Raw genomic sequence first — 22133 nt, 5'->3', positions numbered from 1 at the left:
CGTGGAAGTGATTCGCGCGAAACGGGCCGGAGCCTGCTACGGGGTGCAGCGGGCGCTGGATATGGCCGACGAGGTCATCGCCGACGGGGGCCGTGCCTACACGCTCGGGCCGCTCATTCACAACCCGCAGGTGGTGGCCGATCTGGCCGCTCGCGGCGCCGAGGCCGTCGATTCCGTGGAGGAGATCCGCTGGGAAGGTGCCGCAGCTGCGGGTGCGCCTGCAGACGGAGTCGTCCCGACGAATGCAAACGCGCCGTCGGTGGTCATCCGCTCCCACGGGGTGACGCCCCAGGTGCTGGCCGCCGTGGAAGACCGCGGGTTTTCCGTGGTCGATGCCACCTGCCCCCATGTGTCCCGGGCCCAGCACGCCGCCGCGGAGCTCGCGGCCGAGGGTTGCCGCGTCATCGTGGTGGGTGAGGCGGGGCACCCGGAAGTGGAGGGGCTCACCGCCTGGGCCGAGGAAGCCGGCGGCAAGGTGGACGTGGTGGCCGCGCCCGAGGAGATCCCCGAGGGCCTGTACGATCCGGTGGGCGTGGTGGCCCAGACAACCCAGCGCCGAGAGAACTTGGAGGCGGTGGTGGCCGCCCTGCGCGAGGCGGGGCTTGAGCCCATCGTGAAGAACACCATCTGCTCGGCCACGCGCCAGCGCCAGGAGGCCGCGGCCGATCTGGCCTCGGCCGTGGACGCCATGGTGGTCATCGGCGGCCGAAACTCGTCGAACACGACGCGGCTGGCCGAGGTGTGCGCGCTCACCTGCCCGCGCACCTTCCACATTGAATCGGCCGACGAGCTGGATCCGGCCGCCTTTGCCGGTTGCCGCCGCGTGGGTGTCACGGCTGGCGCGAGCACCCCCGAGAACCAGATCGCCGCCGTGGAAGCGTTTCTGCGCACGCTGTAGCCATGGCAACCTATCCCGGAAAAGACATCGAGCGCGAGGCCTCCTGTGCCTCTTGCGCCGCCTGTGGCCAGACGACCCTCGCGCCGGCCGAGGCGGCGGCCGCGGCGTGGGAGGGGCCGGCGGCGCGTATCGTCGCCGTGGAGCCGGAGAGCCCCGCCGATGACGCCGGCTTTACGCCCGGCTGCTACCTCACGACGGTGGACGGCGAGCCTCTGCGCGACATCATCGACTGGCGTTGGCTTGCGGCCGACGACGTCATCTGCGTGGGCTATATCGATCTCGACGGCGAGGCCGGGGAGGTGGAACTGGAGCGGGAGCCGGGGGAGCGGTGGGGCTTCGAGTTCGACGGCGTGCTGTTCGATTCCGTGAAGCTGTGCCGCAACGCCTGCGTGTTCTGCTTCATGCGCCAGCTGCCCGATGGCGTGCGCCCCTCGCTCGTGCTGCGCGACGACGACTTCCGCCTGAGTTTCCTCTCGGGAACCTTCGTCACGCTCACGAACTTGAAGCCGGAAGACGAGGCCCGCATCATCGAGCAGCATATCAGCCCCTTGCGGGTGAGCCTGCACGCGAGCGAGCCGGAGCTTCGCCGCCGCATGATCGGCAAGCACGCCGCCCACGGCCTGGCGGCCCTCGACCGCCTGCTGGCGGCCGGCATCGAGGCCCATGCGCAGATTGTGCTCATGCCCGGCGTGAACGATGGAGAGGCCCTGCGCGAGACCTTGGAATGGGCCTGGGAGCGCCCCGGCATAAACGGCGTGGGCATCGTGCCTCTGGGCTTCACCAAGCACCAGACGGCCCTCCACGAGAGCTTCACCACCCCCGAGGCCGCCCGCGGCGTCATCGATGTGATTGCCCCCTTCCAACAGCGCGCCCGGGCCGAGCGCGGCGCACCCTGGGTCTTCGCCGCCGACGAGTTCTACGTGAACGCCTTCGGTGCCGCCACACCGGCCCATATCCCGCCGGCCTCCGACTACGGCGACTACGACATGTTCGAGGACGGCATCGGCATCGTCCGCTCCTACGTGGACGAGTTCGAAGAGGTCTGCGAAAACGGCCTGGCTGCCCGCGCCGCCGAGGTGCTCGCCGCCCGAAATCTCACGGCCCGCTACATCATCGGCGAGGCCATGCAGCCCTTCCTCGACGCCATGATCGCGGCAAGCCCCCTGGCCGGCCGCCTCGTTCCTCTCACAGTGAGAAACGACTACTTCGGCGGCAACGTCAACGTCACCGGCCTCCTCACCGCCCAAGACATCGCCCCCGCCATCCAGGCTGCTAGCGAGGAAGAAGGAAACTCAACCATAGTTGAGCAGGGGGCAGACGCGCGGTGCTCTGACCGAGCGAGTTCCGCAGATGGTATCGAAGGCGCAACGAGGAGGGGAGTGAATAGCCCTGACGCCTTCGATACCAGCGAGGACTGTCTGAGCGAATCAGAGTACCGCGCGTCTGTCCCCGGCGGGACGCGCCAGCTCTTCCTTCTCCCGAGCGTCATCTTCAACGATAACGGCGTGACACTCGATGACATGACCGTGCAGGATATCGAAAACGCGGCCGGCGCCCCGGTGTCCGTGGTATCCTGTAACCCTTGCGATTATCTGCCTGAGATCATAAAGCTCGTCCAAGACGAGCCCTAAAGAATAGCGAGGATAACCATGGCCCTTCCCATCGTAGCCATCGTGGGCCGCCCCAACGTGGGCAAGTCCACCTTGGTCAACCGCATCGCCCAAACCGGCGATGCCATCGTGCACGAGATGCGCGGCGTCACCCGCGACCGCAGCTACCACAAGGCCGACTGGAACGGCGTCGAGTTCATGCTCATCGACACCGGCGGCATCGAGATGAGCGGCGACGACGCCTTCCAGGGATCCATCCGCGCCCAGGCCTTCGAGGGGGCGCGCGAGGCCGACGTCATCATCTTCCTCGTGGACGGCAAGGCCGGCATCAACACCGACGACGAGGAGGTGGCCCGCATCCTGCAGAAGGCGGGCAAGCCGGTGTTCGTCGCCGTGAACAAGATGGACAACCCGGCCCGCATGGATGAGGTCTGGGAGTTCTACGCGCTGGGTCTGGGCGACCCGTGGCCGGTGAGCGCCCAGCACGGCAACGGCACGGGCGACTTGCTGGACGAGGTCGTGAACGAGCTGCGGAAGGTAGAAGTGATCCCCGAGGAGGAGGTCGAGGCCATCAACGTGGCCATCATCGGCCGCCCGAATGCGGGGAAAAGCTCGCTCACCAACAAGCTCACCAACAACAACCGCTCCATCGTGTCCGACGTGGCCGGCACCACGCGCGACGCCATCGACACGCTGGTCGAGCACGAGGGGCAGATGTACCGTATCGTGGACACCGCGGGCCTGCGCCGCAAGAGCCAGATCGACGAGGACGTGGAATACTACGGCTTCGTGCGGGCCATGCGTGCCATCGACCGCGCCGACGTGGCCCTGCTCGTCATCGACGGCACGTTGGGCCTCACCAACGAGGACCAGCGCGTGGCGGGGTATGCCGCCGAGCGCGGGTGCGCCATGGTGATCGTGCTGAACAAGTGGGACATCGTGGAGGGCCCCGAGGAGAAGGCGAAGATCCGCGAGCGCATCGAGGATCGCATGACGTTCGTGGGCTATGCGCCGGTGGTGGCCATCTCCGCGCTCACCGGCAAGCGCGTCGACCGTATTTGGAACGCTATCGACGATGTGTACGCCAACTACAGCCGCACCATCCCCACGGCCCGTTTGAACACGTGGCTCGCCGGCATCCGCGAGACGGGGCACACCGTGTCGAAGGGCAAGGCGGTGCTGCGCATGAAGTACCTCACCCAGACCGGTACCTGCCCGCCCCACTTCACCTTCTTCGTGAATCGCCCCGATGTCGTGGACGACAACTACGAGCGCTATCTTGAGAACCGCATGCGCGAGGCCTTCCCGCTTGAGGGCACTCCCATCTGCCTCAAGTTCAAGAAGAAGGACTAGCCCGTGGACACCGTCATCACCTACTTGACCCTGTCGTTCGTCGTCTCGTTTCTGCTGGGCTCCATTCCCTGGGGCGTCATCGTATCGAAGCTGGCCTTCCACAAGGACATCCGCGACGAGGGGTCGGGCAACATCGGCACCACCAACGCCTTCCGCGCCATGGGGAAGGTGGGGGGCGCGCTCGTGTTCGTGCTCGACTTCGGGAAGGGGCTTTTGTCCGGCTGGCTCGCGGCCTTTGTGTTCGCCCCGGCCATAGCCGCGGTGCCGGTGGACGCCGCCACTCCCGACGGCCAGCTGCTTCTCGGCATCTTCGGCAATCCGGCTTTGAATCCGGTGGGTCTCGCTTTGGCCCTTGCTTTCGCGGGCTGCACGCTCGGCCACATCTTCAGCCCCTGGCTCAAGTTCAAAGGCGGTAAGGGCATCGCAGTGGCCGCTGCCTGCCTGTGGTTCGTGTTCGGCCCGGTGGGTTTTTTCATCGAGATCGCCGCGTTCGCCCTCGGCATCGCCGTCACCCGCTGCGTGTCTGTGGGCTCCATCGCCGCGGCGGCCATCTGCCCGCTGCTCGCCCTGTACTTCTACTGGGGCCAGTGGGTGCCCTGGCTCATCATCGCCGCCACGGCCTGCGTCGTCATCTGGGCCCACCGCGCCAACATCGCCCGCCTGCGTGCGGGCACGGAGAACAAGATCGGGAGCAAGAAGACAGCCTAAGCATCAACCATGGTTGAGTGGAGCGGAAACGTCGGGTGCCTTGACCGAGCGAGTTCCGCAGATGGTATCGAAGGCGCAGCGATAAGGGGAGAAAACGATCTTATCGCCTTCGATACCAGCGAGGACTGTTTGAGCGAATCAAGGTACCCGGCGGTTCCGCTCCGGGGGAGCTTCAACCAAGAGAGAGGATCGATATGCGCGTAGCAGTGATAGGAGCCGGCAGCTGGGGGACGGCGCTGGCGCTCGTGCTGGCGGAGGCGGGGCACGAGGTGGTGCTCTGGGCCCGCACGCCCGAGGTGGCCCGCGCCATCAACGAGGAGCACCGCAACCCGCGCTACCTCTCGGACTACCGCCTTCCTTCCGCCATCCGCGCCACCGCCGAGTACGCGGCTGCCTGCGACGGCGCCGAGGCCGTGGTCATCGTGACGCCCTCGGCCGCCCTGCGCTCGGTGGCCGCCGACCTGCGAGAGCTCGTCGCGCCTGCGACCCCCATTGTCATCTGCTCGAAGGGCGTGGAGGAGAAGACGGGCCTTCTGCCTATCGATACCTTCGCCGCTGAGCTGGGGGGCGCGGGCCGCATGGCGGTGCTGTCGGGCCCCACCCATGCCGAGGAGGTCATCTGCCGCAAGCCGTCGGCCGCCGTGGTGGCCTCGGCCGACGAAGGGACGGCGCTCTTCTTCCGCGATCTGTTCGCCACGCGATTTTTCCGCACTTACACCTCCGACGACCCGGTGGGCGTGGAGCTGTGCGCCGCTTTCAAAAACGTCATTGCCATTGCCGTGGGCATCTCCTACGGCATGGGCTTCGGCGACAACACCGCGGCCATGCTCATCACCCGCGGGCTCGCCGAGATGAGCCGCATGGTGGTGGCGGCCGGGGGAGAGGCGCTCACCTGCATGGGGCTGGGAGGTGCCGGCGACATGGTGGTCACCTGCATGTCGCAGCACTCGCGCAACCGCCGTTTCGGCGAGCAGTACGTGGCCCGCGGGCTTACCCTGGACGATTTCACGGCCCAGACCCACATGGTGGTGGAAGGGGCCATCGCCTGCAAGACCCTGGCCACGCTCGAGGCCCGCTACGGGGTCGATTTGCCCCTCACCGACACGGTGCGCAGCGTCGTGTGGGAAGGGGTGAACCCGCGCGAGGCCGCGGCCGCCCTTATCGATCGGCCGCTTAAGAGCGAGTTCTACTAGTAAGCTCGGGCTTGCTTCGTAAAATACGAGCGATTGCCTTAAGATTTCGCCAGGTAAACGGGGCGCATACATGGTCGCAACCGTCGGGCCTTCCCGCTTCTGTGAGGACGGGAAGGCCTTATTGTTGTCATCAGCCGAGCGGAAGGGCGGAAATCCGGGCAACCGGGCGCCCGTACCGCGAGGTCCTTGACAACCAATTCGAGCTTTCCGTCGCACCGTCTCCTGCGTGAACCCTCCTCTCTCCTCTCTCTCAAAACCCTCGCGGCGGAAACGATTTCCATGCGCACGTTATCCCCTTCTCCTCCGTGCGTACTGAGCAAAGCTCCTCCGGTTCCCCTGCCGGAGGAGCTTTTTTATGGGCATCTCTTTGCGGCCGCGCCTCGTTTTCCCCTTGTCGTATGCCGTTTTCGCCTTGCAGTTTCCCCTCTGATGACGTACTGTTAAGCAAGCAAATTTCGAAGGGGAAGGGTGCGCCGCCGTTATGAAGACGACTGAGAACGCCGTCCGGGATCGGAAGGGCTTCGCGCGCCTGACCTTGGTCATCGTGCTCATCTTCGCGGTCATGGGGGCCTCTATCTGGGCCGTCTCGAAGAAGACCTCCGACGACATGGCCGATGCCGCCATTCTGAACCTCAACGAGAACTTGAACCTCATGGAAAGCACGGTGGAGGCCATTCAGGACAGCGAGGCGCAGTTCCAACGGCTTTTGGCCACCGAGCTGGCCGCCGCGGGCGATCCGGCCGCGGCTGTGGAGCGCTTGGGCAAAAGCGATGCCGCCGCACTCATCTCCGTCGTGCCCGAGGGGGCCGACGTCGGCGTCTCCAACGACGGTGCCCCCTTCGACCCGGCGTCGCTCGATTTCAGCGGCGGGGGAGCCATCGGGGGGCTGCCCGTCTCCCAGGCCTACGTGAACGCCGAGGGCAGCTGGGCCTACACGGTGAAGTGTCCCATCGAACGGGACGGCGTCCCCATCGCCGAGCTGTACACCGAGTACACCTTCGACGCCATCGACCAGTCGCTGCCCCAGGGCTTCTACGGCCAGCGGGCCGTGCTCTATCTCATGGACGCCGCCACGGAGCGCTTCGTGCTGAAGCCCGAGGGCATGGGCGAGCGCGATGCGGGGCACGTGAACCTGGAGGACTTCTACCGGGCCAACAACATCACCGATCCGGCCATTCTCTCCATGGTGGCGGACGGCGTCGAAAACCGCGAGAACGTCATGTTCGCCCATAAGGTGAAGGGCGCCGAGGCCCTGTGCTATTTGTGGTCCATCGGCGACGGCACCACCTATCTGGTGGGTTATGTGCCCATGGAGGCCATCCAGCGCGAGGCCCAGGCGGTGAACGTCGCCCTGATCATGGTGGCCTCCATCACGATTGCGGCCTTCTGCCTGTGCGTCATCCTGTACGGCTTCAACCGGCGCAAGCAGGCCCGGGCCCAGCGGGCGCGGGAGGAGGAGCGCGCGCTGCACGCCGAGCAGCTCGCCCAGGCGCTTCGGGCGGCCGAGGTGGCCAACGAGTCGAAATCGGCCTTCCTCGCCAACATGTCCCACGACATCCGCACCCCCATGAACGCCGTGCTCGGCTTCACCACCATCATCGAGAAGGAGGCCGACAACCCGGCCAAGGTGCGCGACTGCGCCGGCAAGATCATGGCCTCGGGGCGCCATCTGCTCGACCTCATCAACGACGTGCTGGACATCTCGAAGATCGAGAGCGGCAAGGCGTCGCTCACCCTGGCGGAGTTCGACCTGGGTGACTCTCTGGCGGCGGCGGAGTCCATCATCGCGCCCATGGCCCGGGACAAGGGGCAGACGTTCTGCGCGGAAATCCGCTCCGTCCGCCACGAGCGTCTCATCGGCGACGAGACGCATCTCAACCAGATTCTGCTGAACCTGCTGTCGAACGCCGTGAAGTACACCCCGGAGGGCGGTCGCATCTGGCTGCGCTTCATCGGGCTTCCGGCGCATTCCAATGCGCTGGAGCATCTGCGCATCGAGGTCGAGGACGATGGCTACGGCATGACGCCGGAGTTCCTTAAGACCATCTTCGACTCGTTCACGCGCGCCGAGAACTCCACCACCAACAAAGTGCAAGGGACGGGCCTCGGCATGTCCATCACCAAGAGCCTCGTCGATCTCATGGGCGGCACCATCGAGGTGGAAAGCGAGGTGGGGAAAGGGTCGCTGTTCCGGGTCGATTTGGAGCTGCGCATCCCCGAGGAGCAGGCCGCCGGGTACTTCTGGGAGCGCGCAAACATCAAGAGCATGCTCGTGGCGGACGCCTTGCCTGCGGCGCACGCGGCCATTGCCGATTTCATGGAGGGCACGGGCGTGGAAGTGGACGTGGCGGCCAGTGCCGATGAGGCCCGCAAGCTGGTGGAGGCGCGCGGCGGCTACGACGTGGTGCTCGTCGGCGTCCCGTGGCTCGACGATGCCGCCGTGCGTGCGGCCGACGGCCTGCGGGCGAGCGCGGAGACGCCGCTTCTGTTCATGCTCGAGCACACCTTCGACCAAGACGACGACGTGGTGCTGCCGCACGGCGCGGCGGTGCTGACCAAGCCCTTCTTCCCCTCCATGCTGAAGCAGAAGATCGAGGCCGTGCGCGGCGTGGGCGCCGACGAGGACGACGATCTGGTCCAGGTGCTTTCCGGCAAGCACTTCCTCGCCGCCGAGGACAACTTCCTCAACGCCGGCATCCTCACGGATCTGCTGGAGATGGAGGGCGCCACGGTGGAGATCGTCGAGAACGGCAAGCTGGTTGTCGAGCGCTTCGAGCGCTGCGAGCCCGGCGAGTTCGACGCCATCCTCATGGACGTGCAGATGCCGGTCATGAACGGGCATGCGGCCGCCCGGGCCATCCGAGCGCTCGCGCGGCCTGATGCGGCAACCATTCCCATCTTCGCCATGACCGCCGATGCCTTCGTGGAAGATGAGAAGGCGGCGCTGGCCGCCGGCATGAACGCCCATGTGGCGAAGCCCTTAGAGATAGACGAGCTGCGGCGCGCCGTCGACCGCTTCGTCGAGAAAGGACGATCATGAGACGTATCGCGAGCAAGCGCGCCCGCAAGGGGGCCGTGGCCGTCGTCGCCCTCGTCGGCGCTTTAGTGCTCGGGGCCTGCAGCGCTCCGGCGCCGGCGGAGAATCTGGCCGTGCAGGATGCCGATGAGGGGCGCACGGTGAACTTCTTCAGCCCCATGGAGAAGATCAGCCCCGACACCGAGAACACGGCCCGCACGGCCAGCGACCTGACGATCGCCATGGCGGAGGAGCGGCTCGTGCTCACGCTGGCCTATCACACCTACACGGCCGAGAACTACCAGGACAAGACCTACGACGAGGTGTGCCTGGAGCGGGCCCGCAACAATTCGGACGATCTGTACCTGTTGAACACCGACACCATCGTGACCCTCGGGTCGGAGGGGCACTTGGCCGACCTGTCGGGGCTTTCCTGCGCCCAGAACCTGCGCGAGGTGGTGCGCACGGCCAACACGGTCGACGGCAAGCTCGTGGCCATTCCCCAAGAGGTAGTGGCCTACGGCCTGTTCGTGAACAAGGATATCTTCGACGAATGCGAGCTTTCGCTGCCGAACACGCCCGAGGAGTTTCTGGAATGCTGCCGGGTTCTCAAAGAGAAGGGCTATGAAACGCCCATCGGCGCCAACCGTTGGTGGCTGGAGACCTTCGTTTTCGCCCAGGCCTACGCCGATCTGTACAACGGAGGAGACGTGGCCGCCGAGGTGCAGGCTTTGAACGAGGGCCGCGCCCGTTACAGCGACTACATGCGTCCCGGATTCGAGTTCTTGAAGAAGCTGATCGATCTCGGCTACGTCGACGCCGAGAACGCGCTGGTGAGCGAGGCCTTCGAAGGGGCCGGCGAGGGCGATGACTTCATGGCGGGAACATGCCCCATCGTCATGGCCTACTGGGACGCGGCCAACACCGATACCGCCTACGGCAGCCCCTCGTTCAACATGGAGGTCATCGGCTTTCCGAGCGCGCGGGGGCAGATGCCCGTGCTCTCCATGACCGGATGCGCCGTGGGCGAGCGGGCCGAGCACCGCGACGAGGCTCTCAAGGTGGTGGACGTCATCTGCTCGGACGAGGCCCTGCGGCTGTACGCCGAGACCAACCGCGTTATCTCGCCTTCGAAGAACGTGGAAGTGGAATGCGTCGAGCCGCTTCGCCCCTTGAACGATTTGGTGCAGGCCGATACCTACGTGCTCGCCTCGAACGCGGGTATGGACGTGGAACAGTGGGGCAATGTGTGCCTCATCGTGCGCGATTTGCTCGGTGGGGCGACCGTTGACGAGTGCATGGCGAAGCTGGACGCCCTGCAGGACGCGGCGGCCTGATCGACCTGTCCGCGCTCCCGGGTGCCGGGGCGGTCGTCGCCTGTCCGCGTCCGAGAGCGCCGGGGGCATCGCCGCAACACCCGCTCCGCTGTTCGGCCTTCGGCCTCAGGCGCTGCGCTGCTTCATGCTTTTATGGGCGCCCCTTCGGGGCGCTTTTTCAAATTGGTGTTCAGAGAGTTTCGGCGACGCCCCCGGCGCTCTCGGACGCTGCAGGGTCTCGGTTGCTCCGGTGCCCGGGAGCGCTACCTGGTGAGAGGCTGCTGCTCTAGTTTCAGGAGGGCGGCGTTGATGTCGTCGGTGGGCTTGCCGGTGGCGGTGACGATGCGGTGCGTTGGTACGAGCAGGGGAGTGGGGCAGGCGCGCAGGGCGGCTCCGACGGAGCGGAAGGAGCCGGGGCGGCCCAGCGTTTCGGCGAGGGCGCGGGCCGTGGTCGTGTGCCCGTAGGGGATGTTCGCCGCGGCCTTCCATACCTCCTGCTGGAAGGCGCTGCCCTCGGGGCGCATGGGAACGGTGAACGCCGATCGCTGGCCGGCGAGGTAGGCCATGATCTGGTTGGCGGCCTCGGTGGTGAGCGCTGTGGGCTGCCGGTCGCCGGGGAGGTTCTGCTCGCCGAAGCTGACGGCGGTCACGGCGGTGCCGTCGGCGGCGATGGTGACGGGCCCGAACTTCGTCGGATAGGTGAAGAAGGTGCTGCGAGTCGTGCTGGGCATGGGTGTCCTCGCTCTCGTCGGAAGGCGTCGGCGCCCCATCGGGGCGCGGGCGCATCTGCGGCGCCGGCCGTGGGCGCCGGGCCGCTCCGTGCAGGTTTGCCGCTGACGGTCATTATAGGCCGTCGGAGCACCGTCGTCGCGGTAGAATGTCGCCATCGGAAAGCCGCGAGATGAGGATGCGTCCTATGTACCAACCTGTGAAAATCGCCCCTTCAATCCTGTCCGCCGATTTCATGAACCTCGGACGGGACATTCGCATGATCGAGGAGGGCGGCGCCGCCTTCGTCCACATCGACGTCATGGACGGCCACTTCGTGCCGAACCTCACCATGGGCGTGCCGCTCTTGAAGCAGCTCAAGCCCGCCACGAACCTTCTGTGCGACGTGCATCTCATGATCGACAACCCGCTGGACGAGCTGCCCTGGTTCATCGATGCCGGCGCCGATCTTTTGAACGTGCACGTGGAGGCGCTGGATGAAGCCGACCTGGCGCGGGCCGTCGCCCAGATCCACGAGGCGGGCCTTCTGGCCGCGGCGGCTCTGAAGCCCAAGACGCCCGCGAACGCGCTTTCGCCGGTCATCGCCGAGCTGGACATGGCGCTCGTCATGTCGGTGGAACCGGGCTTCTCCGGCCAAAGTTACATCGCGGGATCCGATTTGAAGGTGGCCGAGGTGGTGCAGATGGCGCGGGCGGCCGGCAACGAGGAGCTGCTCATCCAGGTGGACGGCGGCATCGGGCTTTCCACGGCGCCGCTTGTGGCCGCCGCCGGGGCCGACGTGCTCGTCTGCGGCAACGCCGTGTTCAAGGCCGACGACCCGCGGGCGGCCATTGGCGCCGTGAAAGACGCGGCCGACGAGGCCCGTGAGGCTGCCTTGGCCCGTGGCCAATGGAATTAAGAGAAAGAAGAAGCGCGATGAGCAACACCGAGGAAAACCTTGCGGCCGTCGAGCGCGAATTGGCGGCCGATGTGGCCATGGCCGAGGGGCGCGCCGATGCCGAGGACGCCACCCTGCCCGAGCCGGCGGCGGGCTTCATCTACCTGGACTACGCCGCCACCGCCCCCCTGTGCGCCGAGGCGGCCGGCGCCATGGCGCCCTTCCAGGTGCCCGGGCCTGCGAATTTGGCCGTGAACGCCAACGCCAACGCCCTGTACGGGGTGGGGCGCGCCGCCTTCGACCTTCTGGAAAGCGCTCGGCGCCGCGCGGCCCAGGCCCTGGGCGCCCGGCGCCCCGATGAGATCGTCTTCACCTCCGGTGCCACCGAGGCCGACGACGCGGCCGTCCTCGGCCTTGTGCAGGCGGCCGCCGAGCAGCGCCGCCTTGCCGGCCAGAAGGACCGCCCTCTGCACGTCATCACCTCCGCCATCGAGCACGATGCCGTGCTCGCGCCCTGCCGGCGCCTCGAGGGCGAGGGCGTGCTCGTCACCTACCTGCGCCCCAACCGCCAGGGCTTCATCGAGGCCTCGTCGCTGGCCGAGGCGCTCACCGACGACACGGTGCTCGTCTCGGTGCAAGCGGCGAATTCCGAGGTGGGCGCCATCCAGCCCATCCGCGAGCTGGCGGCGCTGGCCCACGAGCGCGGCGCCCTCTTCCACACCGATGCCGTGCAGGCCCTGGGCAAGATGCCGCTCGATGTGCAGAAGCTCGGCGTGGATGCGGCTTCCTTCTCGGCTCACAAGATCGGCGGCCCCAAGGGCGTGGGCGCCCTGTACCTGAAGGCCCGCACTCCCTTCGCCCCCTACCTTCTGGGCGGCGGTCAGGAATCCGGTCGCCGCAGCGGCACCCAGAACGTCGCCGGCGTCACCGGCTTCGTCGCCGCCCTGGAGGCGGCCCAGGAAGCCGAGCCGGAGGAGTCCGCCCGCCTGCGCGCCCTGCGCGACCGCCTCTATGCGGCCATGGGCTCCATCGGCGGCATCCAGCCCACGGTGGAGGTGGACGCCGGCAGCGAGGACTTCCTCCCCAACATCGTCCACGGCCTGGCCGATGAGTGGGAGAGCGAGACCATGGTACTGCGCTTCGACCAGCTCGGCATCTGCGTCGCCGGCGGCAGCGCCTGCTCCAGCCACTCCCTGGAGCCGAGCCACGTCTTGCGCGCCATGGGCATCACCGGCGATACATCCTACAACGCCCTGCGCATCTCCATGGGAAGATACACCACCGAGGCCGACATAGCGGCCTTCGAGAAGGCATTAAAGAAGGTACTAAACTGGTAAGACATTCGTATTCGTAAGAGCAGCGTGTGGGGTGGAGGCGGTGGTGCCGCATCTGAGTGAGTGCAGCGGTCGAGGAGGCGGAGGTGGTGCCGCGCGCAGTTCATTGAAGTGCATTTGGCAATGCTAGAACCCTCAGTGAGCCCTGCACTTCAATGCTGTTTGAGCACGGCACTTCCTCCGCCTCCTCGACCGCGGACAGGTAGCATAAGCCATTCAGATACGGCACTTCCGCCCCCAGTCCACACGTGGACAAGGAGAACAATTAAGTGGAACTCGTAAACACCCATTGCCATTGCGTCTATTCCGGCCACGGCATCGGAAGTATCGCCGAGTACGCCGACGCCGCCGCGGCCGCCGGCCTGACCACCCTCGCCTTCACTGAGCACTTCCCGCTCTCTGCGGCCTTCGACCCCGACGAGTACCTCTCCATGAGGCCGCAGATGGTGAATGCCTACCTGGCCGAAATCGACGAGGCCCGCGCCCGGCACCCGCAGATCGAATTCGTCACCGGCACCGAGATGGACTACCTCGGCGCCTTGGAGGACCGCCAGCTCACCGAGGAGGCCCTGGCCCCCTTCCGCTTCCGCCTTCTGTCGGTGCACTTCATCGACGGCTGGGCCTTCGACGATCCCGATCAGAAGGCCCGTTGGAAGGAGCCCGGGGCGCCGGACGCCATCTGGCGGCGCTACGGCGAGCTGTGGTGCGAGGCGGCATCGAATGCGAGCCTGCCCTACGACGCCATGAGCCATCCGGATCTCGCGAAGAAGTTCGGCTATTACCCGAGTTTCAGCCTGGAGTCCCTCTACGACGAGATGGCCGAGGCGGCGCGCGCCGGCGGCCGCATGGTGGAGGTGAACACGTCGGGCGGCTACTACGCCTGCGCCGAGATGTTCCCGGCCCCGGGGCTGCTCGCCGCCTTCTGCCGCGCCGGCGTGCCCTGCACCGTGGGCTGCGACTCCCACGACCCGGCCAACGTGGCCCGGGACATCGAGCGGGCCTACGGGCTCATGTACGAGGCGGGCTACAGAAGCGTTACCGTTCCGACAGCCACAGGCGACCGTCGAAGCATTACCATCGAATAGGGTGCGTCCGCGATAAGGCGCGCCGATTCCGTTCCAAGAAAGAAGCTGATCATATGGGATTGTTCAACAAGGCCGACAAGGCCAGCACTGAGGCTCTTTCCAAGCGGGGCGAGTCCCATCTCGCGCCGCGCACGTTCAACATGACCATCGGCGGCCTGGAGAAGGCGCTGCTGAAGGAGTTCCCGGCCGAGGATGCCGAGAAGTGGGACCGCACCGGGCTTCTGGTGGGGGAGCGCTCGCTGCCCGTGACCCGGGTGGCCGTGGCCCTGGACGCCACGCCGGGTGCTGTGGCCGCTGCCGCTGAGGCCGGGGCCAACGTGCTCCTCACCCATCATCCGGCGTTTCTCGAGGCCCCCGATGCCTTCGCGCCCGAGGCGAGCGCCCTGAAAAGCCCCGGGGCCGTGGTATGGGCCGCCATCCGCAACCAGGTGGCGCTCATGGATTTCCACACGGCGCTCGATGTGAGCCCGGCTGCGGCCCGGGTGCTGCCCGGTATGCTGGGGCTCAAGTTCACCCTGCGTTTCGCCGACCCCTTGGAGGGTTCGCGGCGCAAGGGCTATGGGCAGATCTGCGAGGTGCCCGACAACGACGGCGAGCCCGAGACCTTGGCGCGCCTGGCGGCCCGCTGCATGGCGGTCTTCGGGCGCGCGCCGCGGGTATGGGGCGCGCCCGACGCTGCGGTGCGCCGGGTCGTCACGGCCACGGGCTCGGCGGGAAGCCTTGCGCCGGCGCTCGTCGCGGCCGGGGTGGACGCCGTCGTCTGCGGCGAGATGAAGTACCATACCGCGCTGGAGCTGGCGGCGGCGCACGTGGCCGTCATCGAGCTCGGCCACGATGTGAGCGAGCTGCCCTTGGCGGCCGTGCTGGCCGAGGCGCTGGCCCGCGTCGGCGTCCCCGCCGAGGCGGTGACGCTCGTCGATCAGTCCGAGAACTGGTGGACGCCGGAGGCCGTCCGCGTCTAGTTGCGTAATTTTCTCCATTGCCCCTGCCCAAGATCTGGGTTTTCGCCTATTATTGTCAGGGAGAAAACAGAGATCGAAAGTGAGGTTCCATGGAGGCTACGCGCGACGATATCGAAGGTCTGTTCGAACTGCAGCGCATCGATCTCGAGATCAAGCGCCTGAGCAAAGAACTTGACGAGCTGCCCCAGCGCGGCATCATCGTGGCCGCCCGCGATAAGAAGACCGCCATCGAGGCCAAATCCGAGCAGGTGGCCGAGCTCAAGCGCGCCACTACGAAGAAGATCACCCGCATCGACGACGAGGACGCGTCGCTCGCCAAGAAAGAGGCCGGCGTCCAGGCCGCCATCGACGCGGCCCACGGCGACTTCCGCAACGTGGAGGCCCGCACCAAGGAGCTGGCCGGCATCGTTCGCCGCCGCGCCACCATTGCCGAGGACCGCGCCGCAGTGGCCGCCGAGCTGGACAAGATCAGCACCATGGAGGCCCAGATCTCGCTTGCCCTGGAGGAGATCGGCGCCAAGGAGCAGGAGGCCATCGACTCGTTCCAGAAGCAGGGGGGCGACCTCAAGCTCGCCATCGCCAAGCTGGAGGCGGCCCGCGGCCAGGTGGAGACGAAGGTCTCCCCGCAGCTTTTGGACGTCTACAACCGCACGGCGGCTCGCTCCGGTGTGGCCATCGGCGTGCTCGACGGCAACCGCTGCGGCGCCTGCCGTACGGTCATCGACGGAGGCCGTCTCATCGATCTGCGCAACCAGGCACCGCTGGGTATGTGCCCCTCGTGCAAGCGTTTGCTGGTGATCGCATAATTTCTGTTGCCCTCTCGCCGCGCGCTGTGCTATAGTTGGCGAGCTGTGTCCAAAACGAAACAACAAGCACTACGGAGTTGATATCAATGTCGAAGGTTTGCGAAGTTTGCGGTAAGCACCCGGTTGCCGGTCGTAGCATCAGCCACTCTCACCGTGTGAGCAACCGCATGTTCCGTCCCAACATCCAGAAGATCACCATTCGTGACGCGAAGGGCCATGTTCGTCGCGCCAACGTGTGCACCTCCTGCATGAAGGCCGGAAAGGTGGAGCGCGCCTAGCAAGAGCGCTCCCGCTTTCTTTTCCAGAGAATCCAAAAGCCCGCCCCGCGGGCTTTCTCTGTTTTGGCACAAAGTTGACGACGCGAAGGAGGCGGGACGGCCCGCGCGCAGGTTGCGCAGCGACTGGAACAGCCCAGTGGGCTGTTCCACCAAGCGAGCCATTGCTTAAGCACGGGTCGTCCCGCCTCCTTCGCGGCGCCCCCGGTGATGCGAGTTCGTTTGTGGAATATGACCGACTGTCATCAGGGGGCAACGGCGGCGGAGTGTTCGTTGCGCTATACTCTTCTCGACTATGTATGCAAAGCTCAGCGGAAAGGATTTGTCCCATGAGTTCTACGATACCCGGCAACCTCCACGTTGCCAACGACGTGCTTGCCGACCTGGTCGGCAACGCCGCCATGGAATGCTACGGCGTGGTGGGGGTGTGCGCTCCCAACGCCGCCGACAGCATCGCCAAGATCCTGCCCGCCTCGCGCCTGCGCCGCGGCGTGGTGGTCAGCTCTCTGGAAGAGGGCGTGCACGTCGATTTGTACATCGTCGTGGAATACGGCACCAACATCGCCACGGTTTCTCGCAACCTCATCGACCAGGTCAGCTTCGCGCTGAAGGAGTACGCGCGCGTGCCGCTGGCCGGTGTGGATGTTCACGTCATGGATGTCAAGGTGCGCCGCTAAGGCTCATCGCGAGATGGGCTCAAGTGCCCGCCTGATGCGGGCAGCTCGCCCTTGAAGGAGAATTAACCCCTCATGTCTACTACGACTTACTCTTCCAACAACGTGCTGAACGCCGTGGCCGCCGCCGCCAAGGTTCTCGACGAGCGCAAGGAGGAAGTGAACCGCCTGAACGTGTTCCCGGTGCCCGACGGCGACACCGGTACGAACATGTCGCTCACCATCCAGTCGGTGGTCAGCAACGTGGCGAACCTTCCCATCGGTGCCTCGGGCGCCGGCATCCGCAAGGCCGTCACCACCGGCGCCCTCATGGGTGCCCGCGGCAACTCCGGCGTCATCACTTCCCAGATCCTGCGCGGCCTATGCGAGGGCAGCCAGGGCTTCGACGAGTTCGACGTCGAGTCCATCGCCGGCGCCTTCGATCGCGCCCGCGAGGTGGCCTTCCAGGCCGTGCGCAAGCCGGTGGAAGGCACGATCCTCACGGTGCTGCGCGATTCCGCCGCCGCCGCCAAGGTGGCCGTCGAGCAGGAGCTTTCCATCCCCGAGGCCCTGGACGCCATCGTGGCCGAGGCCTACGCCTCGGTGCAGCGCACGCCCGACCTTCTGCCTGTGCTCAAGGAGCATGGTGTGGTGGACGCCGGCGGTTTCGGGCTCGCCATCCTCTTCGACGCCTTCACCGCGGCGCTGCTCGGGCGCTCCGGCACCATGGTCGACGAGATGTCCTTCGCCCGGGGGTCGCACCCCAAGGTGGAGATCGAGCAGGTGAACGACTGGGAGGGCTCCCGGTACCGCTACTGCAACGAGTTCCTCGTGGATTCCGATACCCTGGACAAGGATGCCGCGCTTGAGTTCCTCTCCACCATGGGCGACTGCGAGCTGTGCGTGGGCGAGGTGCCGAAGTTCAAGGTGCACGTGCACTCCGACCACCCCGATCAGGTGCTGAAGTATTTCCTCGATCACGGTCAGATCTCCGAGGTGTTCATCCACAACATGCAGATTCAGTCGGCCGAGCGCACCGAGAAGCTGGCCGCCGAGGAGCAGGCCGAGCGCAAGCCCCTGGGCTTTGTGGCCGTGGCCGCCGGTTCCGGCCAGGCGGAGATCCTGAAGAGCCTCGGAGTCGATGTCATCGTCTCCGGAGGCCAGACCATGAACCCCTCCACGAAGGATCTGCTGGACGCCGCAGGATCGGTGAACGCCGATGCGGTCATCATCCTGCCGAACAACTCGAACATCATCATGGCGGCCAACTCCGCCGCCGAGCTTTCTGAGACGCCCTGTGCCGTCGTGCCCACCAAATCGGTGCCCCAGGCCTTCTCGGCCCTGTTCGCCGTGGATGTGGATGCCTCCTTGGAAACGAACGTCGAGGAGATGACCGAGGCCGCCCAGGCCGTGAAGACCGGCGAGGTCACCTGGGCCACCCGCGACTCCAAGGACGCCGAGGGCAACCCCATCGCCGAGGGCGACGTCATCGGCATCGCCGACGGCTCCATCGAGGCGGTGGACGATTCCATCGACGGCGCGGTGCTGACGCTGCTCGGCAAGATGGACGCCGAGGACGCCGATACCTGCACCATTTTGGCCGGCGAGGGCTATTCCGACGAGGATCTGGAGGCGCTCGTGGCGAAGATCGAGGAAGCCTACGACGAGCTGGAAGTTGACGCCCAGCGCGGCGAGCAACCCCTTTACCCCATTGTGTTCTCGGTTGAATAATCTGCTTGAAGCTCTCCCGGGACGCGAGCTGGATGGCATGTTCAGCCGCTCAGACAGTCCTCGTCGGTATCGAAGGCGCCAGGGGCATCCTCTCCCCAACATAAGCCGCCTTCGATACCATCTGCGGAACTCGCTTGGTGAACACGCCGTCCATCTCGCGTTTGGCTCTGCCATAATAGAAGGAAGATAGTTTGCCCATTGATCGGGAAAAAGCTACGCTCTCGCTGGACGAGCCCGTGTCCCGGGTTCGTCTGGTCAGCCCTGCGCGGGCCGTGGCGCTTGAGAAGCTGGGCGTGCGCACGCTGCGCGATTTGCTGACGCACTTCCCCCGGTCCTACATCGATCTCTCCCAGGTGGAGACCTGCGGCACCGCTCGCATCGGGGAGGTCTGCACCATTCGCGGCACGGTGCACGAGATCAAGCTGAAGAAGCCCCGCTACAATCTCAAGCTCGTGGAGATCGCGCTCGTGGATGGCACGGGCATCCTTATAGTCACCTGCTTTCGCCAGCCGTGGCTGATGGATCAGGTGAAGGCGGGAGATGCGGTGGCCGTTTCGGGCAAGGTGACCTTCGACTACGGCTACAAGCGCATGACCAACCCCTTCATCGAGGTGATCGGGGAGGGGGAGGAGGTCACCGGCTCGGTGGTGCCGGTGCATCCGGCCACCGAGAAGCTCACGGCGGCCTGGGTGCGCCGCATCGTGGCCAACGGATTGGAGGCAGCCGAAGGGCTCTTCGACCCGCTGCCTTTGGGGCTGCGTCTGCGCTACCGGCTCATGAGCCGGAACGCCGCGCTGCGCGCCATCCATTTCCCGCGCACCATGGCAGAAGCCGACGAGGCGCGGCGGCGGCTCGTCTATGAGGAGCTTTTGTACCTGGAGCTGTTCCTCATGCAGGAGGGCGCGGCCCGCAGCGCTGGATGCGTGCCCCACGCCCATGTGGTGGACGGCCCGCGGCTTGGCGCCTTCGCCGCCTCGCTTCCCTTCGAGCTCACCGGCGAGCAGCAGCGGGCGCGCGACGAGATTCTTGCCGCCCTGGCGGCGCCGACGGTGGCCAACCACATGCTTTTGGGAGACGTGGGCACCGGCAAGACCGTCGTTGCCGGCCACGCTCTGGCCGCCGCCGCCGATTCCGAGGGGCAGGCCATGCTCCTCGCGCCCACCGAGGTGCTCGCCCGCCAGCACATGGAGGGCCTGGGCGAGCGTTTGGAAGGCGCCGGGGTGCGCGTCGCCCTGCTCACGGGCTCCACGGCCGCTGTCGAGCGGGCCGCCATCGTGGAAGGCTTCGCCTCCGGGCAGGTGGATGTACTCATCGGTACCCATGCGCTGCTCTCCGACGACGTCGTGCCGCGCAACCTCACCCTGGCGGTCATCGACGAGCAGCAGCGCTTCGGCGTAGACCAGCGGGCGAAGCTGCTGGAGAAGGGCGAGGCACCCGACGCGCTGTACCTGACGGCCACGCCCATTCCTCGCACCTTGGCGCTCGCGCTCTACGGCAATCTCACCTTGTCCTACATCAAGCACCGCCCCCACGACAGCGCGCGGCGCACGACGCGGGTGCTCTCCCGCGAGCAGCAGGGAGACGCCTTCGAGGCGGCCCGCGAGGCGCTCGACCGTGGCGAGCAGGTCTTCGTCGTCTGCCCGCTCGTGGGCAAGGACGCCGAGGCCCGCGACGCAAAAGCGGCGGGGCGCGCGCGCGAGGCCGATGCGGCGGGGGAGGAGTACCACCCGGCCGTGGCCATCGAGGACGATGCCGATTTGGCCGGCGACGATGTGACGGCGGCTACCTGCGAGGCCGAGATGCTGCAGCGCACCACCTTCGCCGACTGGACGGTGGGGCTGCTTCACGGCGGCATGGGCGCCGAGGCCAAGCGCGAAGTCATGGAGCAGTTCCGTGCCGGCGAGGTCCAGGTGCTTGTGGCCACGACGGTCATCGAGGTGGGCGTGGATGTTCCCAACGCCACGGTCATGATCGTCCAGGACGCCGACCGCTTCGGACTCGCCCAGCTGCACCAGCTGCGCGGGCGCGTGGGCCGCGGCGAGAAGGCGGCCGAGGTGTTCCTCGTCTCCGCTTCCCAGCGCGAGGAGTCGCTCGCACGTCTGGCGGCCATGGAGAGCACCGACGACGGCTTCGAGTTGGCCGCCTTCGACCTGTCGCTGCGCCGCGAGGGCGATATCCTCGGGAACCGCCAGCACGGTGCCAGCGGGCTGAAGCTCGTGAACATCATGCGCGACGGCGCCGTCATCGAGGCCGCCCGCGCCGACGCCCAGGCCCTTCTGGAGGTGGATCCGAACTTGGAGGAGCCCGACCACGTCGCCCTGGCTCGCGAGGTCCGCCTCGCCTTCGCCCACGAGTCCGCCATCGTAGGAGGTTGATCATGCGCATCATCGCCGGAGAGTTCCGGGGCCGCAAGTTGGACGCCCCCAAAGGCGACGGCACCCGTCCCACCACCGACCGCGTCCGCGAGTCGCTCATGAGCGCGCTCGTCTCCCTGCGCGACGGGCTTGACGACGCGGTGGTGCTGGACGCCTTTGCCGGCTCGGGGGCCCTGTCTCTGGAAGCCCTTTCCCGCGGTGCCGAGACGGCCGTGCTCTGCGAGCGCGACCGCGACGCTGCCGCCGTCATCGAGCGCAACATCGCCGCCCTGCGCCTCGGCCGCGATCGCGCGCGCCTCGTGCGCGGCGACGTCCTCAAGCGCGGCGCGGCCGCGCCCGGGCGCCCCTTCGACCTCGTCTTCCTCGACCCGCCCTACGCCACCGACCCGGCGGAGGTTTTCGGCCTCCTCGACCGCCTCGACGCCGCCGGTGCCCTGGCCCGCGATCTTATTGTCAGCTACGAGCACGACGCCTCCGACGACGATGTCGTGGAGGCTCTGGCCGAAACGTCCGGCTACGAAATAGCCTCCCGCCGCCACTTCGGCGACACCACCCTCGATCTTTTGGAGCGTTTGTGCACGGAATGAGGGGGGTATTCCATAGTTTTTCCATCATGGTAGAATGGAAAAACTTAGCGTGAACGACGTCTGTCCGCGCGTGTCCAAATGGGGCCGTGGGGCGATGCGATATAGTCAGGAAGGAACAACATGGACGAAACCGGAGTACTTGGGCTGCTCGAAGAGCTCTCGATCCTCTTGGAGGACTCGAAGCCGGTCTTCGGCAAGAACAACCTTCGCCAGGTCGATATCGCCGCCGCCTTCGACATCATGGACGAAATTCGCGACCTGTTCCCGGCGGAGTTCTCCCAGGCCCGCCAGATTGTGCGCGAGCGTCAGAGCCTTCTGGACGATGCCGAGGTCGAGGCCAATCGCATGATCGAGGACGCCCGCAGCCAGGCGATCACCATCGCCTCCGAGCAGGAGATCGTGCGCATCTCCCAGCAGCAGGCCGATACCATCTTGGCCGACGCCCGCGAGCTGGAGCGCCAGACCCGCGCCGGCGCCGAGGACTACGCCGACGAGGTGTTCGGGCACATCGAGCAGAGCCTCGACACGCTGCTGAACAACACGCGCCGCTGCCGCGATCGCCTGAACGCCGCCCGCTAGGCTGCGTGGCGCCAGTAAGCAAGCAAGTGACGAAGGCGCGCCGTCT

The 22133-nt window shown here is 66.5% G+C and carries 19 protein-coding genes; 18 read left to right on the top strand and 1 reads right to left on the bottom strand.

Translation table 11 applies throughout. The annotated features are described in order from the left end of the window. The first annotated feature begins 1 nt into the window (after position 1). The 7 genes from ispH to ACW4LP_RS06270 all read left to right on the top strand — a co-directional run bounded on the left by ispH (position 2) and on the right by ACW4LP_RS06270 (position 10115). On the top strand, positions 2-898 hold the full coding sequence (gene ispH, locus ACW4LP_RS06300; protein ID WP_223900784.1) for a 4-hydroxy-3-methylbut-2-enyl diphosphate reductase: 897 nt from the start codon (positions 2-4) through the stop codon (positions 896-898). Between the two features lie 2 nt (positions 899-900). Then, the gene (locus tag ACW4LP_RS06295) at positions 901-2529 is read left to right on the top strand and encodes a DUF512 domain-containing protein (protein WP_455803599.1); all 1629 of its coding nucleotides are present in this window, start codon (positions 901-903) and stop codon (positions 2527-2529) included. An 18-nt stretch (positions 2530-2547) separates the two neighbouring features. Then, positions 2548-3861, top strand: a complete 1314-nt coding sequence (der, locus tag ACW4LP_RS06290) for a ribosome biogenesis GTPase Der (RefSeq protein ID WP_455803598.1) — start codon at positions 2548-2550, stop codon at positions 3859-3861. Positions 3862-3864: 3 nt separating this feature from the next. Next, a complete protein-coding gene (gene plsY, locus ACW4LP_RS06285) occupies positions 3865-4569 on the top strand; it encodes a glycerol-3-phosphate 1-O-acyltransferase PlsY (protein ID WP_455803597.1) in 705 nt (234 codons plus the stop codon). A 194-nt stretch (positions 4570-4763) separates the two neighbouring features. After that, entirely contained in the window at positions 4764-5762 is a 999-nt protein-coding gene (locus ACW4LP_RS06280) for an NAD(P)H-dependent glycerol-3-phosphate dehydrogenase (protein ID WP_041714456.1), read from the top strand. A 481-nt stretch (positions 5763-6243) separates the two neighbouring features. Next, positions 6244-8802, top strand: coding sequence for an ATP-binding protein (locus tag ACW4LP_RS06275; protein WP_455803596.1), 2559 nt, complete (start codon positions 6244-6246; stop codon positions 8800-8802). Then, on the top strand, positions 8799-10115 hold the full coding sequence (locus ACW4LP_RS06270; protein WP_455803595.1) for an ABC transporter substrate-binding protein: 1317 nt from the start codon (positions 8799-8801) through the stop codon (positions 10113-10115). The genes ACW4LP_RS06275 and ACW4LP_RS06270 overlap by 4 nt, the downstream gene beginning before the upstream one ends. A gap of 242 nt (positions 10116-10357) precedes the next feature. Here the strand turns inward: ACW4LP_RS06270 and ACW4LP_RS06265 are convergent, their stop codons facing one another. Next, on the bottom strand, positions 10358-10825 hold the full coding sequence (locus tag ACW4LP_RS06265) for a methylated-DNA--[protein]-cysteine S-methyltransferase (RefSeq protein ID WP_161128437.1): 468 nt from the start codon (positions 10823-10825) through the stop codon (positions 10358-10360). Positions 10826-11010: 185 nt separating this feature from the next. Between ACW4LP_RS06265 and rpe the strand changes: the two genes are divergently transcribed. The 11 genes from rpe (at position 11011) to ACW4LP_RS06210 (ending at position 22087) form a co-directional block, all read left to right on the top strand. Continuing rightward, positions 11011-11721, top strand: coding sequence for a ribulose-phosphate 3-epimerase (gene rpe, locus ACW4LP_RS06260; RefSeq protein WP_114539718.1), 711 nt, complete (start codon positions 11011-11013; stop codon positions 11719-11721). 17 nt (positions 11722-11738) lie between these two features. Continuing rightward, positions 11739-13037, top strand: a complete 1299-nt coding sequence (locus ACW4LP_RS06255; RefSeq protein WP_455803594.1) for a cysteine desulfurase family protein — start codon at positions 11739-11741, stop codon at positions 13035-13037. A 266-nt stretch (positions 13038-13303) separates the two neighbouring features. Beyond that, positions 13304-14119 (top strand): histidinol-phosphatase HisJ family protein, encoded by an 816-nt coding sequence (locus ACW4LP_RS06250; protein ID WP_455803593.1) that lies wholly within the window; start codon positions 13304-13306, stop codon positions 14117-14119. A gap of 53 nt (positions 14120-14172) precedes the next feature. Continuing rightward, positions 14173-15081 (top strand): Nif3-like dinuclear metal center hexameric protein, encoded by a 909-nt coding sequence (locus ACW4LP_RS06245; RefSeq protein ID WP_181815608.1) that lies wholly within the window; start codon positions 14173-14175, stop codon positions 15079-15081. 89 nt (positions 15082-15170) lie between these two features. After that, positions 15171-15887: a zinc ribbon domain-containing protein gene (locus ACW4LP_RS06240; protein WP_114539720.1), complete on the top strand. Its 717-nt coding sequence runs from the start codon at positions 15171-15173 to the stop codon at positions 15885-15887. 86 nt (positions 15888-15973) lie between these two features. Further along, entirely contained in the window at positions 15974-16165 is a 192-nt protein-coding gene (gene rpmB / locus ACW4LP_RS06235) for a 50S ribosomal protein L28 (protein WP_016308562.1), read from the top strand. 326 nt (positions 16166-16491) lie between these two features. Continuing rightward, positions 16492-16839, top strand: a complete 348-nt coding sequence (locus ACW4LP_RS06230) for an Asp23/Gls24 family envelope stress response protein (RefSeq protein ID WP_022739691.1) — start codon at positions 16492-16494, stop codon at positions 16837-16839. 72 nt (positions 16840-16911) lie between these two features. After that, positions 16912-18546, top strand: a complete 1635-nt coding sequence (locus ACW4LP_RS06225) for a DAK2 domain-containing protein (RefSeq protein ID WP_455803592.1) — start codon at positions 16912-16914, stop codon at positions 18544-18546. Positions 18547-18737: 191 nt separating this feature from the next. Next, complete coding sequence (locus ACW4LP_RS06220; protein WP_455803591.1) at positions 18738-20921, top strand: ATP-dependent DNA helicase RecG; 2184 nt, start codon at positions 18738-18740, stop codon at positions 20919-20921. Positions 20922-20923: 2 nt separating this feature from the next. Then, entirely contained in the window at positions 20924-21508 is a 585-nt protein-coding gene (rsmD, locus tag ACW4LP_RS06215) for a 16S rRNA (guanine(966)-N(2))-methyltransferase RsmD (protein WP_455803590.1), read from the top strand. Between the two features lie 120 nt (positions 21509-21628). Continuing rightward, entirely contained in the window at positions 21629-22087 is a 459-nt protein-coding gene (locus ACW4LP_RS06210; protein ID WP_022739695.1) for an ATP synthase subunit B family protein, read from the top strand. Positions 22088-22133 lie beyond the last annotated feature (46 nt).

This window comes from Adlercreutzia sp. CNCM I-6215 (assembly GCF_977072315.1).
Note: the sequence above shows the minus strand (reverse complement) of the source record. Positions and strands in the feature narration are given on the sequence as shown.

Excerpts from the sequence above, each read along its gene's own strand:
- rsmD (WP_455803590.1), top strand. The coding sequence starts at position 20,924 with ATGCGCATCATCGCCGGAGAGTTCCGGGGCCGCAAGTTGGACGCCCCC.
- ACW4LP_RS06255 (WP_455803594.1), top strand. The coding sequence starts at position 11,739 with ATGAGCAACACCGAGGAAAACCTTGCGGCCGTCGAGCGCGAATTGGCG.
- ACW4LP_RS06240 (WP_114539720.1), top strand. The coding sequence starts at position 15,171 with ATGGAGGCTACGCGCGACGATATCGAAGGTCTGTTCGAACTGCAGCGC.
- ACW4LP_RS06245 (WP_181815608.1), top strand. The coding sequence starts at position 14,173 with ATGGGATTGTTCAACAAGGCCGACAAGGCCAGCACTGAGGCTCTTTCC.
- ACW4LP_RS06265 (WP_161128437.1), bottom strand. The coding sequence starts at position 10,825 with ATGCCCAGCACGACTCGCAGCACCTTCTTCACCTATCCGACGAAGTTC.
- ACW4LP_RS06225 (WP_455803592.1), top strand. The coding sequence starts at position 16,912 with ATGTCTACTACGACTTACTCTTCCAACAACGTGCTGAACGCCGTGGCC.
- rpe (WP_114539718.1), top strand. The coding sequence starts at position 11,011 with ATGTACCAACCTGTGAAAATCGCCCCTTCAATCCTGTCCGCCGATTTC.
- ACW4LP_RS06270 (WP_455803595.1), top strand. The coding sequence starts at position 8,799 with ATGAGACGTATCGCGAGCAAGCGCGCCCGCAAGGGGGCCGTGGCCGTC.
- ACW4LP_RS06295 (WP_455803599.1), top strand. The coding sequence starts at position 901 with ATGGCAACCTATCCCGGAAAAGACATCGAGCGCGAGGCCTCCTGTGCC.
- der (WP_455803598.1), top strand. The coding sequence starts at position 2,548 with ATGGCCCTTCCCATCGTAGCCATCGTGGGCCGCCCCAACGTGGGCAAG.
- rpmB (WP_016308562.1), top strand. The coding sequence starts at position 15,974 with ATGTCGAAGGTTTGCGAAGTTTGCGGTAAGCACCCGGTTGCCGGTCGT.
- ACW4LP_RS06230 (WP_022739691.1), top strand. The coding sequence starts at position 16,492 with ATGAGTTCTACGATACCCGGCAACCTCCACGTTGCCAACGACGTGCTT.
- ACW4LP_RS06275 (WP_455803596.1), top strand. The coding sequence starts at position 6,244 with ATGAAGACGACTGAGAACGCCGTCCGGGATCGGAAGGGCTTCGCGCGC.
- ACW4LP_RS06280 (WP_041714456.1), top strand. The coding sequence starts at position 4,764 with ATGCGCGTAGCAGTGATAGGAGCCGGCAGCTGGGGGACGGCGCTGGCG.
- ACW4LP_RS06210 (WP_022739695.1), top strand. The coding sequence starts at position 21,629 with ATGGACGAAACCGGAGTACTTGGGCTGCTCGAAGAGCTCTCGATCCTC.